Raw genomic sequence first — 21,332 nt, forward strand, 5'->3', positions numbered from 1 at the left:
GGATTCGGTGAGGCTTTGCGAATCCTGTCTAATGAGTACCTTCTATTTTCGGTCGGGTCGATTATGTGAGGTAAAATATCATGAAAAAACTACTTCTTGCGGCATCCGTGTCTGCAATAGCTATTGCGCCAGTCCCTGCCAATGCCGCGTTGATCGCCATTTTCGGCGACAACAATATCAACACTCTCTATTCGGCTGGTGGTCACACGACAACTCTCGTCACCGATGCGCAACTTGCGACAGCAGGGTTTCTCGATTCATTCGATCTGTTTGTATATACACGCGACGGATCAAGCTTTGGTACAAGTCTGTCCGTTGCTGCCGCTGCGAATGTGAAGTCTTATGTGACGGGCAATATCGTTTTATTCAACGGCGATTTTCAGGATGATATTGGCGCCGCCAATACCGATCTGCTGTTTAACAATGCATTAGATTACGTGATATCCGGTGGCCAGGGCGGCTATATTGGCGAATATCGTGGCGCTTTTGGTGCCTATTCGGCCAATGGTGATGGCGATAATCCGATTGGTCTGGTGAATGGTGTGGCCGGTGTTTCAGGCGCAGGGCAGGGCGGCTCCAATCTGGATATTGATATCACCCCATTTGGCGTTGGCAATCCGGTAACCGACGGAGTGACCTTCCCATATGACCCTGCTGCGGTCGAATTTGGCGCAGAGCTCTCCGGCGAAAATCCAAGCAAAGTATTGGCGCGCTTTGCCAACGGCAATGCCGCGATTATCGCCAGTGAAGCGGGCCAGATCAGCAGCGCGGTTCCTGAACCAGCAACATGGGCGTTCATGATCTTTGGCTTTGGTGCCATTGGCGGTGCCATGCGTCGCCAACGCAAGGCCAATGTGAAAGTTAGCTACGCTTAAGCGCGCTGTCTTTTTCTACGATACAAAACCCCGCTGGTGCCGATCCAGCGGGGTTTTTTGTTTTCAGTATCAGGCGATCAGTTTCGCAGCCGTTCGTGCGACCTTTGCGCCCAAATATTTCGCTCCGTCCAGATCAATCTCGTGCGGCGTCCGGCTGCCGTCGCCGCCAGCCACGGTCGATGCGCCATAGGGGGAGCCGCCCACAATTTCCTCGCTGTTCATCTGTCCGGCAAAGCCATAGTCGAGCCCAACAATCGTCATGCCGTGATGGAGCAGATTGCTGAGGATCGAATATTGGGTCGTCTCCTGACCGCCATGTTGCGAGCCGGTGGAGGTAAAGGACGCGCCGACCTTGCCGACGAGAGCGCCTTTCATCCACAAACCGCCGGTTCGGTCCCAGAAGGACGCCATCTGGCTCGACAACCGGCCAAAGCGGGTGGGCGATCCGACAATGATGCCATCATAGTCAGCCAGACTGTCCGGCTCGATCACGGGGTGCTCGTCATTGGCGCTAAAACCAGAAGCCTGCGCCACTTCCGAAGGTACGGACTCCGGAACACGGCCAATGGTTACATCAGCACCAGCATCGCGTGCACCATCGGCAATAGCCTGCGCCAGAGCGTCTACATGACCATAGGATGAGTAATATAAAACAAGTATTTTCGCCATTTTCATTCTCCTTTCAGGGGTAAAGTGAAGGGGCGCTCGTGGTTCAGGGGATATGCAAGCGCCCCTCCTTCGCGGGTGTTAGTTATGCTGTTCAAACGCCTCGACAAAGACAAGTTCGGCATCGTCCAACGCTTCAATTTCCAGCGTGGCAACATCGCGAATTGCCAGGGCATCGCGGGCGGCGATTTCTTCGCCATTAACTCGCAATGTGCCAGCCGAAGCGACCAGATAGACATGGGCGCCTTCGGCAATATCATGCCGGATGATCGTACCAGGCTCCAATGTCGCGCCGTAAAGCCGCGCATCGGCCCGGATCATGAGGGCACCGCTTTCGATGTCTTCGTCAAAACCGCTGGCCAATATTTCCAGTTGCCCGGCACGATCGCCCTTTGGAAAGGCTTTCGCATCCCAGCGCGGATCACCGCCCGATGCGCGGGGCTCGATCCAGATCTGGAACAGCCGTGTCTGTTCGTCTTCCAGATTATACTCGCTATGGGTCACGCCCGTTCCCGCGCTCATTACCTGAATATCACCGGCGACGGTGCGGCCTTCATTGCCAAGAGAATCGCGATGGGTAATCGCTCCTTCCCGGACATAGGTGATGATTTCCATATTTTCATGCGGATGCATCGGAAATCCGGTCTGGGCGGAGATCTCGTCGTCATTCCAGACGCGAATGGGTCCAAAACCCATGCGGGCCGGATCCCAGTAGCGGCCAAAGGAAAAATGGTGCCGGGCCTGCAGCCAATCGTGATTGACATGGGCCAGTTCTGCAAATGTGCGTTTCTCGATCATAGTCATTCTCCTGTTTCCTGGACGGCTCCGCCTTCGTTGTGGTGAAGCGTTTCCGTCTTGCTTGGGAATGAAATAGGGCGATTTGATTGTTTCTAAAATACCAAATAAGGAAATTGATTGTTTCTGAAAATGATATAATAAAGACAATATGAACCTGCCTGATTTCGAAGCTTGGGTAATATTCGCTACTGCGGCCCGTCTTGGCAGTTTTACCGCTGTGTCTCATGAATTGGCGATTTCCAAACCGACCGTGTCCAAAGCCGTTACGCGTTTGGAAGAGTCTCTGGGCACCGTGTTGTTTCACCGAACCTCCCGCAAAATATCGCTTTCCACTGCGGGAACGGCATTGCTGCCCTATGCGCAGGCAATTGCAGTTGATGGAGAGGCGGCGATGGAGGCTGCACGCGATACCGCCCATTTGCTACGCGGCCAAATCCGGTTAGCAGCACCATTAAGCTTTGGCCTGTCGCATCTCGCGCCGATTATCGCCGATTTCATGTGTGAATATCCCGAGATACTGGTTGACGTGCAACTAAGCGATGCGCGGGTTGACCTGATTGAAGAGGGATTTGATCTGGCCATTCGCATTGCCGAACTACCGGACAGCAGCTTGCGTGCTATTCGATTGCGGAGCATGCAGACCTATTTTATTGCCGCACCGGACTATCTGGAACGTCTTGGAACACCGACAAGGCCTGAGCAGCTGGCCGCGCATGATTGCTTTCTCTATTCCAACGTAGACACGCCAGAAATGTGGCACATGAATGGGCCGAAGGGAGAAAAAATATCGGTGCGGCCCCGGTGCCGGTTTCGCAGCAATAATGGCGATATCATGCTGCCTGCGCTAATCGCAGGGCGTGGCATTGGCTATCTGCCCGATTTTCTGTGCCAGGACGCGATAGATAGTGGTGCCTTGCGGCCGATTTTGCCCGGCTGGCGGTTTGGTGCGATTGCGTTGAATCTGGTAATGCCGCCTTCGCCGCTTCGCCCGGCACGGGTGAATGCGCTGATCAACCATTTGAAGACACATCTTCGCTGACCAAAACGGAATTGGCAAAATCTGCTGTCCTACATCAAACCGGTTCTATATGGTTTCCGAACCAACAAGGCAGCGATGGTTGGCAGCATGGTCGCACTTCATCGCCGGAAAATGGGGCGTAAAATTTTGGGCGATTCTGTGTCGAAACTGTATAAACTCGTTCATGTTGAGACGGGCGAGCCTGTCTAACGATGCCGATTGAGACCATCCTGCTTTTCCTGATCACGGACCTGACCTTCTGTTTCACACCGGGGCCGGCCACTATGGTCACGGTCAGCCACGCTCTGCCTGCCGGGCGGCAAGGCGGGATGCGCGGGGCGCTTGGACCTATTGTCGGGATCAATGTCGGGAATTTCATCTGGTATGCCCTGACCGCCTTTGGATTGATTGCGATAATTCAGGCTTTTCCGTCTGCCTATGCGGTTTTGCGCTGGCTGGGTGTCGCCTATCTGGCCTGGCTGGGTATCGCGATGCTCCGCGGCACGAGGCAGAATCTTCGCGGATCCGCAGCCACTGCAGAGGGGTTCAAACGCGGCTTTCTCAGCGGGCTGGCTGTACATATGTCCAATCCGAAAGCGCTTTTCTTTTACACGGTCATCATCCCGCCCTTTGTCGATCCAACGGGGAATTTATGGGTGCAATTCGGAATCTTGGCAGGGCTGACCATATTTACCGAAACCGCTGGGCTGACTTTCTATGCTGCTCTGGCGTCCAAAGCGCGCAGCCTGGGCCGTGCCGACAGGGTGCAGGATGTTTTCAAATATGTGGCCGCCTTTGTTTTGGTTTGTGTGGCATTGGTGATGGCCTATCTCAACCTGATTGACGCCGGCGTGACGTTTGCGTTCAACAGCGCGACAGGGTTTAAATTGTAAAGAACCAAGATGCAGCCTATTTTACCCCTCACTTTCATCCTCTTGCTTGCTGTACAATCGCCAGCGATAGCCGCGCAAGAGCCGGGTATCGAGTCTCAAGATGTACGGGCGCTCAAATCATTGCAGTTGCTCGATCAGCGTATGCACACCACCGGCTATCGGTTGGTCTCGGCTAATTCCGAATTTTGTACAGAAACCGTTCCGCATTTTGGAATCTTGCTGCACGACCTTCAACAATATGGTGACCAAGAGGCGGCGCGTCTTGCCCTTGGTTTTTCACGTCCGATCGCAATTAACGCAGTGGCGCCCGATAGCCCGGCTGCCATCGCGGAAATGGCGGCAGGTGATGGTCTGATTGCAATTGACGGGACGGCGGTACAGGATGTTGCGATAGATGCTGAAAAGCTGGCCGATGAAAAACCCGAATATCGGCGGATAGCGGCGGTGAAAGAGAAGTTGATCGAAGCAGCTGCCGACGGCCAGGTCACGCTTGCAGTGTACAGCGGTGGTGCCAATCAGCTGATCACGCTTACGCCCGTCAAGACATGCCGTAGCCAGTTTCAAATCCGTGTCAGTGCAAAGCGCGAAGCATCCGCGGACGGAGACATGGTCAGCATTTCATCGGCGCTTGCGGAATATGTGCGCGATGATGAGGAACTGGCTGCGATCGCCGCCCATGAACTGGCGCACAACCTGCTGAAACATCGCGAGCGCCTGAACGCGCAAAAGGTCAATCGCGGCTTTTTCGGACAGTTTGGCAAGAGTGCGAAAAGGATAAAGGCTGCGGAGATTGAAGCGGACCGGTTATCGGTCTGGCTCATGGCCAATGCCGGCTATGATTCGCAAGCCGCGATCCGTTTCTGGACCCGCTATGGCAAGCAACATGGCAAGGGCATTTTCTCCGCATCTACCCACTACCGTTGGAAAAAGCGCGTTAAATTATTTGAAGAGGAAATAGCGAAAATGCAGCAAATGGAGCCGGTTGCAGGCAAATATGCACCGCCGTCACTGGTTGGCGGCGAGCCGGAATAGCCATCTATACGCTTTAATCATCCTTATAGGCGCGTTTGCATTCCTTGCGCTCTGCCTTGGTCTCGGCTCGCTCAAGACAGGCGTCCCGTTCTCGCTTGCGCTCTGCGAGCACCTCGCGGCCAAGGTCCTCTTCTCGCTCTGACTGGGTCTGGGTAGAGGCATCAACAGCGGTTTCGACGACCGTACCGGCGGCCTTGAACGGCGCCGTGACGATTTTGCTGGCCACACAGCCGCTGACCATTGTCAGGGCCAAGGCGGATATAAGAACGAATGTCAGGCGCATGATGGTCTCCTCAAGCGGATATGTGCGCTCCGATCAATGAAGACGCGCTGAACGAAGCTCAAGCCTATGATTGTGCCAGCAAATTCTCAGCCATGGCACGAATGTCATCACCGATTTCGGGATGCGCCAGTGCCAGTGCCAGATTGGCTTCGACATATCCGGCTTTCGATCCGCAATCATAGCGCGCCCCGTCAAAAGTCATGCCGTGAAAGGGCTGTTTGCCGATCATTTGCGCCATCGCATCGGTCAGCTGGATTTCGCCACCTGCGCCTGCTTCCTGAGTCTCCAGAATACGCATGACTTCGGGTTGCAGGATATAGCGACCAGGCAGAATCAGATTGGATGGCGCGGTGCCGGCGGCCGGCTTTTCGACCAGGCCTTTGACTTCGGTAATCGGACCGTCGCGGTATCCTGGATCAATCACGCCATAAGAGGGTGTATCTTCGATCGGGATTTCGAGCGCACAGACGATATTGCCGCCCAGCTTGCCATAGGCATTGACCATTTGCTTCATGCAGCCGGGATTCCCGACCATAAGCTCGTCGGGCAGGAAGATCGCGAACGGCTCGTCACCGATAATATCCCGCGCGCACCAGATTGCGTGACCCAGACCAAGCGGCTCCTGTTGCCGCACGAACACGCTATCGCCCGGCTTAAGGCGTGTGCCATCGAGAACCGAGCGATCCTTGCCGCGATCCTCCATATTCCGCTCCAGTTCAAAGGCCAGATCGAAATGGTCCTCGATCATGCCCTTGCCGCGCCCATTGACGAAGATCATCTGTTCGATGCCGGCTTCCAGCGCTTCATCAACTGCATATTGCAGCAACGGGCGATCAACGATCGGGAACAATTCTTTTGGCATGACCTTGGTTGCGGGCAGGAAACGGGTGCCCATCCCAGCGACGGGGAAGACGGCTTTCTTGATCGGTTTCATGGAAATAGTTCTAATCCTTCAATTTATCCGCAAAACTGGTCCGCAGCTTCTGCAATTTCGGTGGGATCGTGGCAACACAATAAGGATTGCCGCGCCCTTCATCCGCCCAATATTGCTGGTGATAGTCCTCCGCTACATACCAGGTTGCCGGTCCTTCTATCGTGGTCACAATCGGTTCCGACCGGTCTGCGCCCGCCCGTTCTATGCCTGCGGCAGCCGCAGCGCGCTGGTCGTCGTCGAGAGGAAAGATAGCGGATCGATATTGCGTTCCGATGTCATTGCCCTGCCGGTTGAGCTGGGTCGGATCATGGGTCGCAAAGAATATGTCGAGCAGATCGTCATAGCTCACCACTTCGGGATCAAAGGCGATCTTGATTGCTTCGGCATGACCAGTCGTGCCGGAACAGACCTGGCGATAGGTGGGATTGGCATTGGCACCGCCAATATACCCGCTCTCGACGCTGTGGACGCCTGCTATGTCGTTAAACACCGCTTCGGTGCACCAGAAACAGCCACCGGCGAAAATCGCTTCCTGCATAGTCATTAACTCCTTTTAGGCGGGCGCTACGTCGTTGTGGGCAGGGGCGCCGCCATTTTCTTTTTCCTCATCACCGCGCGCGATAAGCAAGTACATAGCTGGGGTCACAACGCGGGAAAGCAAGGTCGAGCTTATCAAACCACCAATAATGATAATCGCAACCGGCGCATAAAGCGTCCCGCCCAGCAGAGCCAACGGCAATAGTCCGCCAATCGCGGTAACGGATGTCAGCAATACGGGCAGGAACCGAACCTCACCGGCTTTTTCGATAGCTTCCCGCAACGGCATACCCTGTTTACGCAATTGGGCGGTGAAATCGACAAGCAGGATGGAATTTTTAATTTCTATGCCAATCAATGCGATAAACCCGATGACACCCATGAAGCTGAGCGAATTGCCGGTCAGATATTGCGCGATCAATCCGCCAAACGTTCCCAAGGGAATGACGCCTGCAACCACGATTGTTTCTCTGAAGCGGCCAAATTCAGCAACCAGAATTGCAATTATCAAAAGAATGGCGGTGAATACAATCGGCCCCAGATCACCAAATGTGTCACCAATAGATTCGCTTTCCCCGCCAATGGAGAAAGAGTAACCCTCGGGAAAATCGATTTTTTGGATTTCCTTCACCGCCTCATTGGTCACAATGGAAGCCACTTCATTATATTCAAGCTGCGCAGTAACAGTAACTGAGCGTTCCAATTGGCGGCGCTGAATCTGCGGGGGGACGTTGGTCAGCTTTGGATTGGTGACTTGTGACAACGCAACAGGGTCGCCGCTGCGCGTGGCCAGATAGATATCATCCAGAACAGAAACGGGCTGTGTTTCCTTCAGCGGCAAGCGCACTGTAACCGGATAATTATCGCCTTCGGCATCTCGAAAAGTCGCCGCGCGTTCGCCGCTTATGGCCAATTGAATGGCCCGCCGCGCCTCGCCCGGCGGAATGTTCAGCAATGCCGCCTTTCTCTCATCCAGGCCGATATCAAGATCGATTTTGTCTGTTCTGATAGGATTGTCGATGTCTCTGGCACCGGGCGTGTCGCGCAAGATATCCTCAACCTGACCGGCCAGGTCTTTCAGCACATCGAGCTGCGGCCCCGACACCTCAATGGCTACCGGTGCTTCAATCGGGGGGCCATTTTGAAAGGGTTCCAATTTTATGCGGGCGCCGGCAATGGCGTCAAATTTTGTCCGCAAGCGTTCGACCATTTCTGGACCGTCATTCGCATCCCATTTATCGAGCACCGCCAGCACTTCACCATAATTGGTGCGTTCTGCACTGACAAAAACATTATAAAATACCTGTGGATTACCGGCACCAATATTCTCGGCCCGGACTTTTATCGATGGTTCCGCCTCCATGATTTTGGCGACCTGGCCGACAATCTGGTCGGTTTGATTCAGGCTGCTGCCTTGTTCGGTCTCCACCGACACCCGGAAATAGGGGGAATCAGAATTCGGGAAAAGCGAGAAACCCATTAATGGGACAAGGGCAAAGGCGGATATACATAGCACCATTGCGATAGCAACGGTCCGCCGCGGCGCACCCAGGGCGATATGCAAGAGCGGACTATAGAAGGTTTGGATTTTGTCGTTCAACCATCGCAGCAAGGCATTGCCCTCGGGATTTTCGTCCCGGCGCAAAAAACGGCTGGCGACAAAAGGGATTAAGGACAGTGAAATAACCAGCGATGCGGCCACCGTCATCATGATCGCGAGATAGAAAGAACGGGTATAGGAGCCCGGCCCGCCTGGCATGAAGAGTAGTGGTGCAAAAGCGAATATCAGAACGAAAGTTGACCCGATAACAGCGCTGCGGATCTCCAAAGTGCCATCGATCGCCGCCTGTTTTCGTGTTTTCCCCATGCGCAAATGGCGTGCGATATTCTCGGTAACAACGATAGAGTCATCGACCAACAGGCCCAGTGAGACGATGAAACCGGCGATGGAAAGCTGGCTGAGATTATAGCCCATCGCATAGAGAACCAGCAGCCCTGATGCCAATGACAGGGGGATAGATATCATCACCATTGCTGATGCGCGCCGACCAAGCGGTAGTAAGGTAAAAATGACTAAACCGACGGCGATTGCAAAGTCTCGTGTCAATTCGTTCAAACGGCGCGTAACATCGCGGCTCTGATCAAATTGCAACGCCAGTTTGATATCGGGGGGCAAAGTGGCCCGCTGATTGGCCAATTCTGTGTCCAGTTCTTTCCTTAGCCGGGTCACATCGACGCCGTCTTTTTGGGTTGCTGTTACCACTATGGCGCGTTTGCCGTTATGCCGTGTGCGATATATTTGCTCGGCGGCACCCCATTTGACGGTTGCTACATCTTGAACGGTCAGCAAAGCCCCTCCCGCTGCGCGCAGCGGCAAATTGCGAATGGTTTCCAGGTCGCGAAAAGCGCCGCCCGCTTTGACATTGAGTCGCCGATCACCACTTTGCACAGCTCCCCCGGGAAGCTCTATCCCGCCCTGTTTCAGAGCGTCGGCAACCGCGCTTGCCGGGACTTGCAGTTCTGACAAGCGCGCTGGATCAATCTCAACGCTAATTTCCGGCTGCGGGAGACCGAATATCCGTGCTTCGCGTACCCCGGGATAGCGGGTCAGATTATCAACCAGATCATCGGCATATTTGTCCAGCCGCCGCCATGATGCGGTTTCACTGACCAGGGCGAGTTGCAACACCGCTGCCTCGGTGGTGCGGACCTTGCGGAATTCCAAACGCTGAAGATTTTGGGGCAATGTCTCACGAATGGCGTTAACTTCGCGGACAACATCGTCAAAATAACCCTCTACATCTCCACTCCAATCGGTAAATTCGACGGTGATGGTGCTGCCACCATCGGTGCTGTTGGACCGAACTTCCTTTATATCGTCCAGACTTTGGACCGCCTCCTCGATCGGCTTGGCGATCGTTTCTTCCATATCCTGAGCATCGGCACCGGGCAGAATGGCGATGATGCTGACCACGGGAATGGGGAAATGTGGATCAACGGCCCGGGTAATATTCGAAAGGGCGCTGATACCCAGTACGACCAGCAATGAGAATAGGATGAGGGCCAGCTGCCAACGCTCGATGACGAATTTAGCAAGCATCTACGAAAATCTCACCAAAGAATATGGGGCCCAAATCATTTAACCGTGCGGATCAGTTTTATGCGATCCCCATCACGCAGCTTTTCAACTCCGCGGGTGATAACAACATCGCCGTCATTAAGGCCCGCGGTAATTTCCAGGCTGTCGTCTGTGAGTTCGCCGATTACGACATTGCGCTGTTTCACGCGCTTTTTGTCATCGACGACATAAACCAGTCCCTCGCCGGATCGCACGCCAAATATTGCGGTTGCCGGAACGGCGATCGAACCATCATTGTTACGTGAAACTTCTATATCAACCGTCCCCAATTGACCGGACCGCAGCCGCTCATTAGCAGGCAGCAGGAAACTGATTTCGAAAGTCCCGGTCCGTTCGTCTGCCCGACCGTCCTTTTCGCTGACGACAGCCTCAAAGGGCGTGTCGGATACCGCAGATATTGTGACATTGGCGCGCATACCGACCCGAACGCGGGAGGCATCTTCATCGGTCAATGGAACTTTCAGCACGAAGCCCTTGTCCGTTTCTCCGAGAATCAGCGCGGTTGTTCCAGCGCTTACGATCTGGCCGGCATCAATATTTCGGCTAAGAATAATACCATTGCTCGGCGCATGAATATGGGACGTTCTGCTTGCAAAACTTTTGGCGTTGACCTGTGCCTTAGCCGCCCGCATTGCTGCTTCTGCTTGTTCCAGGCGCGCTTTGGCGACCCAGCCATCAGCATAGAGAGATTTAATTCTTTCAAAATCCGCTTCTGTTCGATCCAGCTCTGCCCGTGCGGATTCCAGATCCGCGGACACTGTACTATTGTCCAGAGCTGCCAGAGTGGCGCCGCGTTTCACGCGGTCACCCTCTTCATAGCTTACTGAAGCGACTTGTCCGGATGTCGTAAATCCTAGCTCCGTCTCGCGGCGCAGACGCACCGTTCCTGCAGCCGTTATGGTTTCGTTTTGACTGGCGGCTTGGACGGTGATTGTCGCTGCGGGAATGGGATCCCGGTCTTTCGGTTTTTCTTCGGCTTCGGTTCCACTGCAACCGATCAACGATATCGTTGCCAGTAACGCCAGAGATTTTTGACTCAAATATTTTCGACTACGCCCCGTCATATATACCTATCTTGTCCCCTCCCGACGCCCCTTCATAAGTCGCGAAGCGGCCCTGACCAACAGAAAATTGCGATTTGCAACGAAAAGGGCCGGATCATAAGTCCGGCCCCTTGGTTTTTTCAGTATATATTGATGAGAATATTAGTCTTTCGTGCCAGTCACATTCTGCCCATCGCCGCCGACAAATTTGTAGACGATACCTGCCAGCACAGCACCAACCATTGGTGCAACCCAGAATATCCAGAGCTGGGAAAGGGCTATGCCACCTTCGATCAGTGCTGGACCGGTACTGCGTGCCGGATTGACCGATGTGTTGGTCACAGGGATGCTGATCAAGTGGATCAGCGTGAGACCCAGACCAATAGCCAATGGCGCAAAGCCCGCTGGCGCGCGGCCATCAGTGGCTCCCAATATGATCATCAGAAAAAAGAAAGTCAGCAATATCTCAATGGCAATGCCTGCACCCATTGCATATCCGCCGGGCGACTTTTCGCCGACACCGTTGGCCGCCAGGCCATTGACCACGATGTCATAATCAGGATTGCCGGTTGCGATGAGATAGAGCGCTGCTGCCGCTGCTACTGCACCCACGACTTGCGCGATAATATAGACCGGAATTTCATTGGCCGGAAAGCGCCCGCCAGCCCACAGACCGATGGTCACGGCCGGGTTCAGGTGGCAACCGCTAATATGCCCAATCGCATAAGCCATGGTGACCACGGTCAAGCCAAAGGCGAGGGACACGCCCAATAAACCGATCCCGACATCCGGAAAGGCCGCCGCGATAACCGCGCTTCCGCACCCGCCAAAAACAAGCCAAAATGTACCGAGAAATTCTGCCAGTGATTTTTGTATAGCTGTCATATTCTTGACCTCCCCAAGAAAGGAATGTTCACAGCCTCTATTGAGCTGCGCAGCAGCTTTTTACCGCATTTCGGTCAAACTTCCTAATTTGAGAGCGTAAACCTATGTAAAAGATCAGTCTTTTTGGGCTGCGCGCTTTAATCGGTCATTTATTGCTGCGCCAATTCCGGATCGCGGGATCGGAGCGATGGCAATATGGGGTCGGTCGCTGGCATCAGCGTCATGCAGGCTGGCAAACAAGTTGGTTGCCGCTTCAGCCAGATCACCGCTGACAGACAGATTAAAATCGCCCGCAATAGCGCCAAAGCCGATATAATATTCCTCTGGCTCCGGTTGCATCGCATCAAGGCGCACGGGCTTGCTGGGCGCATAGTGGCTGGCAAGCTGACCGGGCGCTTCGATCTTTTCGCCGGTTTGATTGAGGGCTACTTTACCCGTGCTTGTTTCCAGATCTTCTGCGGTTATTGGGCCAGGGCGCAAGATTTGATAGTCATGGTCCCTGATCGCGACGATGGTTGACTCTATACCGCTTTCACAAGGACCACCGTCCAATATCATTGGTGCGGCCTTGCCCAAACTATGCTTGACATGCTCTGGCTTTGTTGGACTGATACCGCCGCTCTTGTTGGCCGATGGCGCGGCCAGGAACAGCCCGGAAGTCGCGAGCAATTCTTGCATCAGGGGATGCGCGGGGCAGCGCAAGGCGATGGTTTCGAGGCCGGCTGTTACGGCCGGGGCAACCGGACAATCGGATGTTTTGGGAACTACAAGAGTCAAAGGTCCGGGCCAAAATATCTTTGCCAGTTTGTTGGCGAGGTCATTGAACAGGCCCAATTTCCGGGCAGCATCGATATTTGGCACATGGACAATCAACGGATTGAAATCAGGTCTGCCCTTGGTCCGGTAGATTTCCGCAATGGCGCCGGCATTCGTCGAATCGGCCGCCAAACCATAGACGGTTTCGGTAGGCACAGCGACCAGTCCACCCGATTGCAGTCGCTCGGCAGCGGCGACTATCGCCTGCTTGCCGTAACGTCGCGCTTTATCGTCAATATGATCATTTGAGCCGGACATGATAGGGCGCTATAGCCCAGCGAGATTTCAAGCAATAGCGGATAGATTGAAGATGAGCTTTACAGCGCCCAGCAGAGAACAGAATTTCGTCCTGAAACATATCGCCAATATCGGCGCGCTTGCCGAGCATGAGCGCTTTGCCGGTGCTAGCGAAGATATGGTCGAGGCAATTGTAGAGGGCATTGGGCAGTTTGCTGCTGGCGAATTTGCACCGATTAATCGCATCGGTGATACGGTTGGCGCGAAATGGAATGATGGCAGCGTAACCATGCCCGCCGGTTTCAAAGAGGCTTATGGGCAGTTTGTCGAAGGCGGCTGGGCATCCATCGATGGTCCCGAAGAATTTGGTGGGCAAGGTTTGCCTTATTCGCTGTCCGCGCTGGTTCTCGAAACCTGTGGAGCCGCCAATTTCGCTTTCACGCTTTGCCCGATGCTGAGCTTCGGTGCGGTTGAAGCTATCCATGCCCATGGCAGCGATGAGCAGAAGGCCACTTATCTGGAGAAAATGATCTCCGGCGAATGGACAGGGACGATGAACCTGACTGAACCACAGGCCGGTTCCGACGTCGGAGCTCTTAGGGCCACAGCAGAGCCGATCACGGAAGGCGAACACGCCGGGAAATACAAGATCAAGGGTCAGAAGATTTACATTACTTTTGGCGAACATGATTTGACCGATAATATCATTCATCTGGTCTTGGCCCGGACCCCGGGCGCGCCAGAAGGCACGCGCGGGATATCGCTGTTTATCGTCCCAAAGTTCCATCTCGATGCTGAAGGCAATAGCGCAGCGCCCAATGATGTGACCTGCGTGTCAATCGAGCACAAGCTGGGCATTCACGCCTCGCCCACCTGTGTCATGGCCTATGGCGAAAATGACGAATGTATCGGCGAGATGATCGGCGGCGAATTTGGCGGGATGAAAGCCATGTTCACGATGATGAACAATGCGCGGATCAATGTCGGATCGCAAGGTGTGCAGATTGCTGAACGGGCGACGCAGCAAGCCATTCAATATGCAACTGACCGTGTACAATCGGCCCGGGCAGGCAGCGGTAGCAAGGATCCGGTTGCGATTATCGAGCATCCCGATGTGCGGCGGATGATATTGCGCAGCAAGGCGCTGACACAGGCGGCCCGTGCTTTGCTTTATTATGCAACATCTCATGTTGATGGCGCCACACTTGACATCGAGGGTGCAAAGTCGCGGGCTGAAATCCTTACGCCCCTGATCAAGGGCTATGGCACCGATATCGGTAATGAAGTGGCTTCAATTGGCGTGCAGGTGCACGGCGGCATGGGTTTTGTCGAGGAAACCGGAGCGGCCCAGCATTTCCGGGACGCCCGTATCGCGCCGATTTATGAAGGCACGAACGGTATTCAGGCTGCAGACCTTGTTGGCCGGAAGCTTGGTCTTGATGGCGGTGATGCGATGATGGCACTGATTGCGGAAATCAAGGCAGAGGCGAAGGATGAAGACGCGTTGATGACATTGGCGCTGATGGTTGAAGAAATCGCAAACTGGATGGCCGGTGGTGACGCCTCGATGGATGACCGGCTCGCCGGCAGCTATCCGTTCATGACCATGCTCGCGACGGCAACTTGCGGTATGCTGATGAAAAAGCAGCAGCGTATCGCGGAAGCAGAACTGGCGGGCGGCAATGATTCATTCCTGAAAGCCAAGCTGGTGACGACCCGCTATTATCTCGATCATCTCGTGCCCGAAGCATTGGGCTTGAAAGCGGCAGCCATGGGCGGAGCGGATATTCTGTATAGCCTCGACAGTGAGGAACTGGTCGCCTGATATGACCGATGGGGAGAGCCGTTTGGACATTGGGGCAGCGCTCCACCGAATTGCCGATGCTTTAGAGCGCCTATCCCCTGTCGCTCCTGCCTCGGCAGATATCACCGCCGGGCTCGCCTTTCATTGGACCGGGACTGTTGTTGAAGCGATTGAACGGTTTGCCCCTATCGCATTGGACGTGTTGACGGGAATTGATGATCAGAAGGCCCGATTGCTGGAAAATACCGCGCGTCTAGCCAATGGGTTTGCCGCTCATGATGTCTTGTTGTGGGGCGCGCGCGGCATGGGCAAGTCTGCTATCGCCAAGTCGGTTATCCGTGAACTTGATATGGCAGGCACCGATATCGGCTTGATTGAAGCCAATGCTGACCGGCTCGAAAGCCTGCCTGATCTCTTTGCTATTCTGGGCAAGACGGATCGACCATTCATTCTGTTCATAGATGATATTGGGTTTGACGAAGGCAGCGCGGCTCCGCGCTTGTTGCGGTCAATGCTGGAAGGCGGCGCAGCGGCGCGGCCCGATAATGTGCGGCTCTATGTGACCTCGAACCGGCGGCATATCGTCCCGCGGCAGATGGCTGAGCAAGATGACCCGATTAATCCACGTGATGTGGTTGATGATAAGCTGGCATTGTCGGATCGCTTCGGCCTGCGGCTCGGGTTTCATGCCGCTTCGCAGGACGACTATCTGGCAATGGTCAGCCGCTATGCCGAGGTCCATGCCTTGGCATATGAAAGCGAAGACGCGCTGCTATGGGCTCGCCAACGGGGCAGCCGGTCTGGCCGGGTTGCGTGGCAGTATATTGTTGAACTTGCCGGACGGTCCGGCAAGGCGCTGGTTTAGATTACTCAGTTTCCGGGGCGGGTTTCGCCGCACCAGATCTGGAAACACGCCAGATGATTCCGCCGACATCATCACTCACCAGTAACGCTCCGGTTTGGTCAAACTCCACCATGGTAGGACGCCCGCGTGCCTTTTCATCTTCATCGATGAATCCGCTCAGCACGATTTGTGGTTTGCCTTGCGGTTTTCCTTTTTCATCAAAATCGACATAGACCACATCATAGCCGGACAGCGGTTTACGGTTCCACGATCCATGTCTGGCAATGACCGCACCGCTATCAAACGGAGCGCCAAGGGCCTGATCATGCGAGAAGGCCAATCCCAAAGGCGCGACATGGGCGCCGAGACCATAGTCTGGTCGCCGCTCATATTGGCGATGGTCAAGATTCTTCGGCTCAACCCGCGGATCGACATGGCCGCGCCAGAAATGCCAGGGCCATCCATAATGCGACGCAAAAACCACTTCGGTCAGATAATCCGGGACCATATCGCTGCCCAGCATGTCGCGTTCGTTGACAACGGTCCAGAGCCTGCCGGAAACCGGCTCATAGGCAAGGCCGACCGGATTGCGCAGGCCGTCAGAATAGACAATTTTGTCATTGGTCGCCAATTCTATGCGCAATACAGCCGCGCGTTCCCTTTCGGTATCCATACCGTTCTCACCGATATTGCTGTTCGATCCGACGGCAACGAACAGATATTCTCCATCCGGGCTGGCGACGAGATTGCGAGTCCAGTGATTATTCGGTGCCTTGGCATTGAGATTCGCAACCTTGCGCCCTTCTGCCGTGATTTTGGTATCACCAACAGCATAGGGAAAGGCGAGCACTTCATTGGTATTTGCGACATAAAGCGTGTCTTCGATCAGGGCCATGCCGAAAGGCGAGTTGAGATTTTCGAGCAAGGCAAATTTTTCGTCCACTTTGCCATCGGCATCGCTGTCGCGCAGCAGGCTGATGCGGTTGGCAGACGGCGTTCCGGCCCCCGCCTTGCCCATCAGGTTACGCATGATCCAGCCTTCAATGCCTTTATTGGTGCGCGGCGGGCTGTTTGTTTCGGCTACCAGTATGTCACCATTGGGCAAACGCAGCATTGATCGCGGATGATCCAGCCCCTCGGCAAAGCGCTCGACCGTGAAGCCTTCGGCAGCCACTGGTCCTTGACCCGGTTTCCAGGGATCCGCTTCGGCAATGTTGATCGTCGGGAAATTTTCGGTACGCACATTTGTGATTTGCGGATCGACGCCTGTTGTCGCCTCCAAGGGCAGGCGGGCGGTGTCGCCGCGGGTGAAATAATAGCCCGCACCAATGGCAATCAGGATGATCAGAATCGTGATGTTGCGAATATGTTTTAGCATAGACTGACAATAGGAAGCATCAGGACCAATGACAAGCAGCCTGAACAGCTTGTACGGCGATTGGCGACCAGCTCAGCGGTCAAAATACCAAACGGCCACGGCAATGGCGGCGCCCAGGCCCAGGCCAGCCAAAAAGCCGATCGATGGCTGTCCCAGCAGGCCGCCGACAATCGCACCGACAATACAGCCGGCCGCCATGAAAAATCCGCCTGCATTTTTATCCGAGGCTTTTTGAGGGTCCTGGCCGTTCGTCATAATCTATCCTGTTCCATGGTCTTCCGCGATGCCATGCCATGCGTGACGCGGGATGACCAGCGGCGACTGCTTACCAAAAGATAAGGTTTTGTTCACCATCGGTTTTGACAGAATTTCCATCCCTGTCCCTTATTCCCCATTTCTGTCGAGCGGGCTCATCATGACCCGTTGTTGAAGCGCAGGAGCCTGTTTTGCAACTACCCGTATTTATAGACTCCACCAATTTTTCCGATGCCGAGCAGCTGATCACCAATTTTGGTGAAGAAGCCGGCCTGGAAGCCGCCAACCGGGCGGATAAAAGCCGTGCCGTTGGCAATCATCTGCACTATTGCAAATGGCGTCAGGTCGAACGGCTATGTGTATTGCTTTCGATTGATCAATCAATCGGAACTGTCCATTAAATATTTGTTGTAAAAGAAAAACTAGCTTTTCGGATCGCAGATAATCTGCGCCGAACCGCCGGATTTCACGCTGCAATTCGGGCGCCCATCAATCTGGATTCTGCCCGTACCACTGTTGGATATTGTAACTTCTTTTTCGACCAAAACATGGCTGCTTGCCGGTCCGCGCTGGGTCAGATCCAGCGTTTCCAGCGTCAGTTGCGAGCCATCTAATATGCTTGAACCGAGCATGGTAATCTGCCCCTTTGTTGCTCGGCCGGCGATAACCATCTGACCGCCACCGTTCATGACGAGATCAAGCGTATCTCCGTCCACTGCGTTAATCGTTAACACGCCAAAACCGTTGATCCTGGCTTTGGGATCGCGTCCGCCCAGTTTGTCTAGGGAAACCGTGCCCGATCCGGAATGGGTGATCGACTTGATGACATAGCTGCTTAGCCTGACAGCAACCGGCTCATCTTCGGAAAATCGTCCATCTTGCGATGCTTTAGGTTTGACCGATACAATGAGCTGTTTGCCGCTTTTATTAAGCTCGACGCGGTCGAGAGTTTCTCTGTCGGCCGCTTCCGCGCTTGCCGATACGCCGCGATCGGTGGTGATGAACACGTTGATATTGCCGATGATGCGAACATCTTCAAAGCTTGAGATTGAGTATTTGCGCTCCGCCGCCTGCGCTGGTGCGGCGATTGCAGCAAGGCTGAGCAACAACATGACAAAAAGATTCTTCATAACGGCCGTGCTTCTCCAAATTCCATCCACCCTAACCATCTGGGCGTTTTGGGGGCATAATGCCCGCCTTGTTCGTTCAATGCGAAGCCCTCTGCCTCAAATAATTTCGAGACCGGGCGATGCAGATGACAGCCACCGGCAATATGTTTCCACACCGGTTCAATTCGTTGCTGCCATTTTTCCGGGCCTTTATCGGGTGCGCGTCCATGTTCAAGGAACAGAATCTTGCCGCCCGGTTTCAATACCCGCCGCATTTCTTTCAGGACTTGTTTACCTTCTTGTACTGAACAAAGGGTAAAGGTGGTCAGCACAGTATCGAAACTGTCATCGGCAAACGGCATGGCTTCGCCCACGCCATCCAATATGTCCATCTCGAAACCGAGTGTCTTGGCTTCCTGCCGGGTATAGTCGAGCAGTTCTGCCGACGGATCGAGCCCGGTCAGCTTGTCGATTTTTGCGCGGTCATAAAATTGCAGGTTGATTCCCCCGCCGCAGCCGAGCTCAAGCACCTCGCCCTGCGCTTTGGGAACGATTTCGCTGCGGTCCTTCATCACCGCCGGTTGCGAACAGGCAAATTTAATGATCCGCGGGACGGCATATTTTTCCCAGATATTAGGCACGGGCTTGTCTCCCTTTGAAAAATGCGACGAAAGGGAAACGACTTGTCGCCTTGGATATTCCAAAGTTCACACAATTCACAGGTCGTTTTTCGCGGGGAGAGCGCCGTTCAAAGTTCACACAATTCACACGCCATCTTTCCGAGCAGCGCGCGACCCAAAGTTCACACAGATCACACAGCGTTTTTCCGCGAAAATCAGGCAAGCGTGGTGCCGGTTGAAAAACCGCACCATATCTGATTTTTTGGTTTTGTGTTGTCATGACGACCCTCCCCAAAGCCTTTGGACAAAAGGCTAGCAGAAGGCCGATCAAGTAGGAAAGGGAAATCAGCTCGGGCGATTACCCGCAGGTCATGTCACCTGACCCTCTGGACTTGGTCTTGCAGGTGGCGTTGCCATGGATACGAATGTCACCCGATCCGACGACCGTTGCATCGACCGCGCCGTCAGAAGACAGCTCAACATCACCGCTACCGGCGATTTTGATCGTCGCACTTTCCGCTTTCAGCCCTTTGCCGCTGATATCCCCGGATCCGGCAACAGATATTGTTACCTCGTCCACTGTGCCGGCAACAGTAACATCGCCAGACCCAGCGATTTTGGTGGTGAGCGAGGCCGTTTCTACTGCTGAAATGTCGATATTGCCCGATCCGGCGACACTGATAGTCGCACTTTCGCCGTTCATATTATCAACCTTCATGTCGCCCGACCCGGCCAGTTTTGCGCTCTTTAGCGTCGGCGCACTGACATAGATCGTCGCATCCTTGTAACTGCCGCTCCACAAGCTGCTGTTCTTTTCGCGGCCGATTTTCAGCTGTCCGCCAGACACTCTGTAACGCAACTGTTCCAGCGTATCGGCATCACCTTCCGCCCGGATCGAGAAGTCCGAACCGGTGGTGAAAATAACATTATCCGGCCCCGCAAGGGTCACGCCGTCAAATTCGCCAGGATTCGAATCGGCAGTCCCAATCTGCGTGCCGTCAGAAAAACTACTCTTTCCAGCATCGCCGACGGCGCTGGCGATAGATCCTTCGCAGGCTGCAAGCGCCAGAAAGGGAAGAACGAATAATAGTTTTTTCATGAGAGCCTCCAATGTGTATTGCAGCCGTAATACAGCAAGGCAGGCATGATGGCAAGAGTCTAGTGGGAGGAAAAACTCCTGCCTTTCATGATGTTAATGCCGTCGGATTATTTTGGCGGCTGACGCACAGCCAATATATCGCACGGCAAATAGGTGATCAGCGCGCGCGCCATACTGCCCATCATATTGGCACGGAAGCCGCCGGTACCGTGGGTGCCGATAACCGCAAGGTCGGTATGGCGGTTTTTCAGGGCCTGTCGTACCACGCTGCACGTATCACCATATTCCACGCTATAGGTCAGATTCTTGCGGGTTTCGGGTGTGAGTTTCAGTGCCTCGAGAAATTTCTCCATCTGCAAATGCTGTTCCGTCCGGAATTCTTCTGTTGCGGTTTCGCTGTGCAAAAAGCCTTCAAACGGAACATGAAAAGCATTGATGATATGCGTCTGTAACTCGGGAAAGAGCGCAGAGCCTTGCGCAATCGCATAAGCCGAAGGGGAAGAGAAATCGCTGGCCGCTACGATCCGCTCATAGGCGGTTGTCGCGCGGTTTTTGGCGATCAGCACCGGCAGCGGACTATGGTGGATGATCCGCTCCAACTGTGTGCCCATGACAAGATCGCCAAGCCGGCCAATGCGCGCAACACCGGCGACAATCAGTGCAGCTTTGCTGGCCTCTGCATGTTCGATAATCTGACTGACTACATCCCCGCGTTCGATGATCACATCCGCCTCGATGTCATAGCTGTCGAGGTCCAGTTCAATCTCTGCGGTGGCGGCTTCGACCGCGGCGCTGTCATGGCGGCCTTTTTCCAGCACGTGAAAGACAACCAGCTTGGCATCCCGGGCCTTTGCCAGTTTGACCGCACGATCCAGAGGGCGATCGCCGCGTGCTGTCAGGTCCGTGGTGAGAAAAATTGTCTGGTTAGATTGAGTCGACATGGGGGTAAGTCTTTCAAAAAAATGAAGTAAGTAACGATCTGTAAAGAGAAGTATCACGTAGGCGAGCTGACTGTTAAATCGATTGATGACGTAGCTTTCGATAGGCCAGGTCTATGTTTCGATTAT

General features: G+C 54.3%; 22 protein-coding genes. 7 read left to right on the forward strand and 15 right to left on the reverse strand.

What is annotated here, in order from left to right; genetic code table 11:
- The first annotated feature begins 80 nt into the window (after positions 1-80).
- A complete protein-coding gene (locus tag ACO6S1_RS06765; protein ID WP_422345553.1) occupies positions 81-875 on the forward strand; it encodes a PEPxxWA-CTERM sorting domain-containing protein in 795 nt (264 codons plus the stop codon).
- 69 nt (positions 876-944) lie between these two features.
- Here the strand turns inward: ACO6S1_RS06765 and wrbA are convergent, their stop codons facing one another.
- Positions 945-1,544: an NAD(P)H:quinone oxidoreductase gene (gene wrbA / locus ACO6S1_RS06770; protein WP_422345554.1), complete on the reverse strand. Its 600-nt coding sequence runs from the start codon at positions 1,542-1,544 to the stop codon at positions 945-947.
- Positions 1,545-1,622: 78 nt separating this feature from the next.
- Entirely contained in the window at positions 1,623-2,339 is a 717-nt protein-coding gene (locus tag ACO6S1_RS06775) for a pirin family protein (protein ID WP_422345555.1), read from the reverse strand.
- Positions 2,340-2,487: 148 nt separating this feature from the next.
- Here ACO6S1_RS06775 and ACO6S1_RS06780 point away from each other — a divergent pair, with 148 nt between their 5' ends.
- From ACO6S1_RS06780 to ACO6S1_RS06790, 3 genes are all read left to right on the forward strand, one after another.
- A complete protein-coding gene (locus tag ACO6S1_RS06780; protein ID WP_422345556.1) occupies positions 2,488-3,378 on the forward strand; it encodes a LysR substrate-binding domain-containing protein in 891 nt (296 codons plus the stop codon).
- A 191-nt stretch (positions 3,379-3,569) separates the two neighbouring features.
- Entirely contained in the window at positions 3,570-4,250 is a 681-nt protein-coding gene (locus tag ACO6S1_RS06785) for a LysE family translocator (protein WP_422345557.1), read from the forward strand.
- Positions 4,251-4,259: 9 nt separating this feature from the next.
- On the forward strand, positions 4,260-5,282 hold the full coding sequence (locus tag ACO6S1_RS06790) for a M48 family metalloprotease (protein WP_422345558.1): 1,023 nt from the start codon (positions 4,260-4,262) through the stop codon (positions 5,280-5,282).
- Between the two features lie 13 nt (positions 5,283-5,295).
- On the opposite strand, the gene ACO6S1_RS06795 is transcribed toward ACO6S1_RS06790, so the two are convergent.
- From ACO6S1_RS06795 to ACO6S1_RS06825, 7 genes are all read right to left on the reverse strand, one after another.
- Positions 5,296-5,565 carry a hypothetical protein gene (locus tag ACO6S1_RS06795; RefSeq protein ID WP_422345559.1) on the reverse strand — a complete coding sequence of 90 codons (270 nt, stop codon included), beginning with the start codon at positions 5,563-5,565 and terminating at the stop codon, positions 5,296-5,298.
- 64 nt (positions 5,566-5,629) lie between these two features.
- The gene (locus ACO6S1_RS06800) at positions 5,630-6,505 is read right to left on the reverse strand and encodes a UTP--glucose-1-phosphate uridylyltransferase (RefSeq protein WP_422346153.1); all 876 of its coding nucleotides are present in this window, start codon (positions 6,503-6,505) and stop codon (positions 5,630-5,632) included.
- 4 nt (positions 6,506-6,509) lie between these two features.
- Complete coding sequence (msrA, locus tag ACO6S1_RS06805; RefSeq protein ID WP_422346154.1) at positions 6,510-7,037, reverse strand: peptide-methionine (S)-S-oxide reductase MsrA; 528 nt, start codon at positions 7,035-7,037, stop codon at positions 6,510-6,512.
- Between the two features lie 15 nt (positions 7,038-7,052).
- Positions 7,053-10,136, reverse strand: coding sequence for an efflux RND transporter permease subunit (locus ACO6S1_RS06810; protein WP_422345560.1), 3,084 nt, complete (start codon positions 10,134-10,136; stop codon positions 7,053-7,055).
- Positions 10,137-10,171: 35 nt separating this feature from the next.
- Complete coding sequence (locus ACO6S1_RS06815) at positions 10,172-11,239, reverse strand: efflux RND transporter periplasmic adaptor subunit (RefSeq protein WP_422345561.1); 1,068 nt, start codon at positions 11,237-11,239, stop codon at positions 10,172-10,174.
- Between the two features lie 141 nt (positions 11,240-11,380).
- Entirely contained in the window at positions 11,381-12,103 is a 723-nt protein-coding gene (gene aqpZ, locus ACO6S1_RS06820) for an aquaporin Z (RefSeq protein WP_422345562.1), read from the reverse strand.
- A 114-nt stretch (positions 12,104-12,217) separates the two neighbouring features.
- Positions 12,218-13,177 (reverse strand): L-threonylcarbamoyladenylate synthase, encoded by a 960-nt coding sequence (locus ACO6S1_RS06825; RefSeq protein ID WP_422345563.1) that lies wholly within the window; start codon positions 13,175-13,177, stop codon positions 12,218-12,220.
- Between the two features lie 52 nt (positions 13,178-13,229).
- On the opposite strand from ACO6S1_RS06825, the gene ACO6S1_RS06830 reads away from it, so the two are divergent.
- Positions 13,230-14,981 (forward strand): acyl-CoA dehydrogenase, encoded by a 1,752-nt coding sequence (locus ACO6S1_RS06830; RefSeq protein WP_422345564.1) that lies wholly within the window; start codon positions 13,230-13,232, stop codon positions 14,979-14,981.
- Between the two features lies 1 nt (position 14,982).
- Positions 14,983-15,825 carry an ATP-binding protein gene (locus tag ACO6S1_RS06835; protein ID WP_422345565.1) on the forward strand — a complete coding sequence of 281 codons (843 nt, stop codon included), beginning with the start codon at positions 14,983-14,985 and terminating at the stop codon, positions 15,823-15,825.
- A gap of 1 nt (position 15,826) precedes the next feature.
- Here ACO6S1_RS06835 and ACO6S1_RS06840 read toward each other — a convergent pair whose 3' ends face one another.
- Both ACO6S1_RS06840 and ACO6S1_RS06845 read right to left on the reverse strand, forming a co-directional pair.
- On the reverse strand, positions 15,827-17,182 hold the full coding sequence (locus tag ACO6S1_RS06840) for a PQQ-dependent sugar dehydrogenase (RefSeq protein ID WP_422345566.1): 1,356 nt from the start codon (positions 17,180-17,182) through the stop codon (positions 15,827-15,829).
- Between the two features lie 72 nt (positions 17,183-17,254).
- Complete coding sequence (locus ACO6S1_RS06845; RefSeq protein ID WP_422345567.1) at positions 17,255-17,437, reverse strand: hypothetical protein; 183 nt, start codon at positions 17,435-17,437, stop codon at positions 17,255-17,257.
- A 191-nt stretch (positions 17,438-17,628) separates the two neighbouring features.
- On the opposite strand from ACO6S1_RS06845, the gene ACO6S1_RS06850 reads away from it, so the two are divergent.
- Positions 17,629-17,838, forward strand: a complete 210-nt coding sequence (locus ACO6S1_RS06850; protein WP_207986832.1) for a hypothetical protein — start codon at positions 17,629-17,631, stop codon at positions 17,836-17,838.
- A 21-nt stretch (positions 17,839-17,859) separates the two neighbouring features.
- Here ACO6S1_RS06850 and ACO6S1_RS06855 read toward each other — a convergent pair whose 3' ends face one another.
- The 4 genes from ACO6S1_RS06855 to ACO6S1_RS06870 form a co-directional block, all read right to left on the reverse strand.
- The gene (locus tag ACO6S1_RS06855) at positions 17,860-18,567 is read right to left on the reverse strand and encodes a GIN domain-containing protein (RefSeq protein WP_422345568.1); all 708 of its coding nucleotides are present in this window, start codon (positions 18,565-18,567) and stop codon (positions 17,860-17,862) included.
- Positions 18,564-19,187, reverse strand: coding sequence for a class I SAM-dependent methyltransferase (locus tag ACO6S1_RS06860; protein WP_422345569.1), 624 nt, complete (start codon positions 19,185-19,187; stop codon positions 18,564-18,566). Before ACO6S1_RS06860 ends, ACO6S1_RS06855 begins: the two co-directional genes overlap by 4 nt.
- A 337-nt stretch (positions 19,188-19,524) precedes the next feature.
- Positions 19,525-20,265 carry a head GIN domain-containing protein gene (locus ACO6S1_RS06865; RefSeq protein WP_422345570.1) on the reverse strand — a complete coding sequence of 247 codons (741 nt, stop codon included), beginning with the start codon at positions 20,263-20,265 and terminating at the stop codon, positions 19,525-19,527.
- A 107-nt stretch (positions 20,266-20,372) separates the two neighbouring features.
- A complete protein-coding gene (locus ACO6S1_RS06870) occupies positions 20,373-21,206 on the reverse strand; it encodes a universal stress protein (protein ID WP_422345571.1) in 834 nt (277 codons plus the stop codon).
- Between the last annotated feature and the right edge of the window lie 126 nt (positions 21,207-21,332).

Origin of the sequence: Parasphingorhabdus sp. (assembly GCF_965233695.1) — a bacterium.
Taxonomy (GTDB): domain Bacteria; phylum Pseudomonadota; class Alphaproteobacteria; order Sphingomonadales; family Sphingomonadaceae; genus Parasphingorhabdus.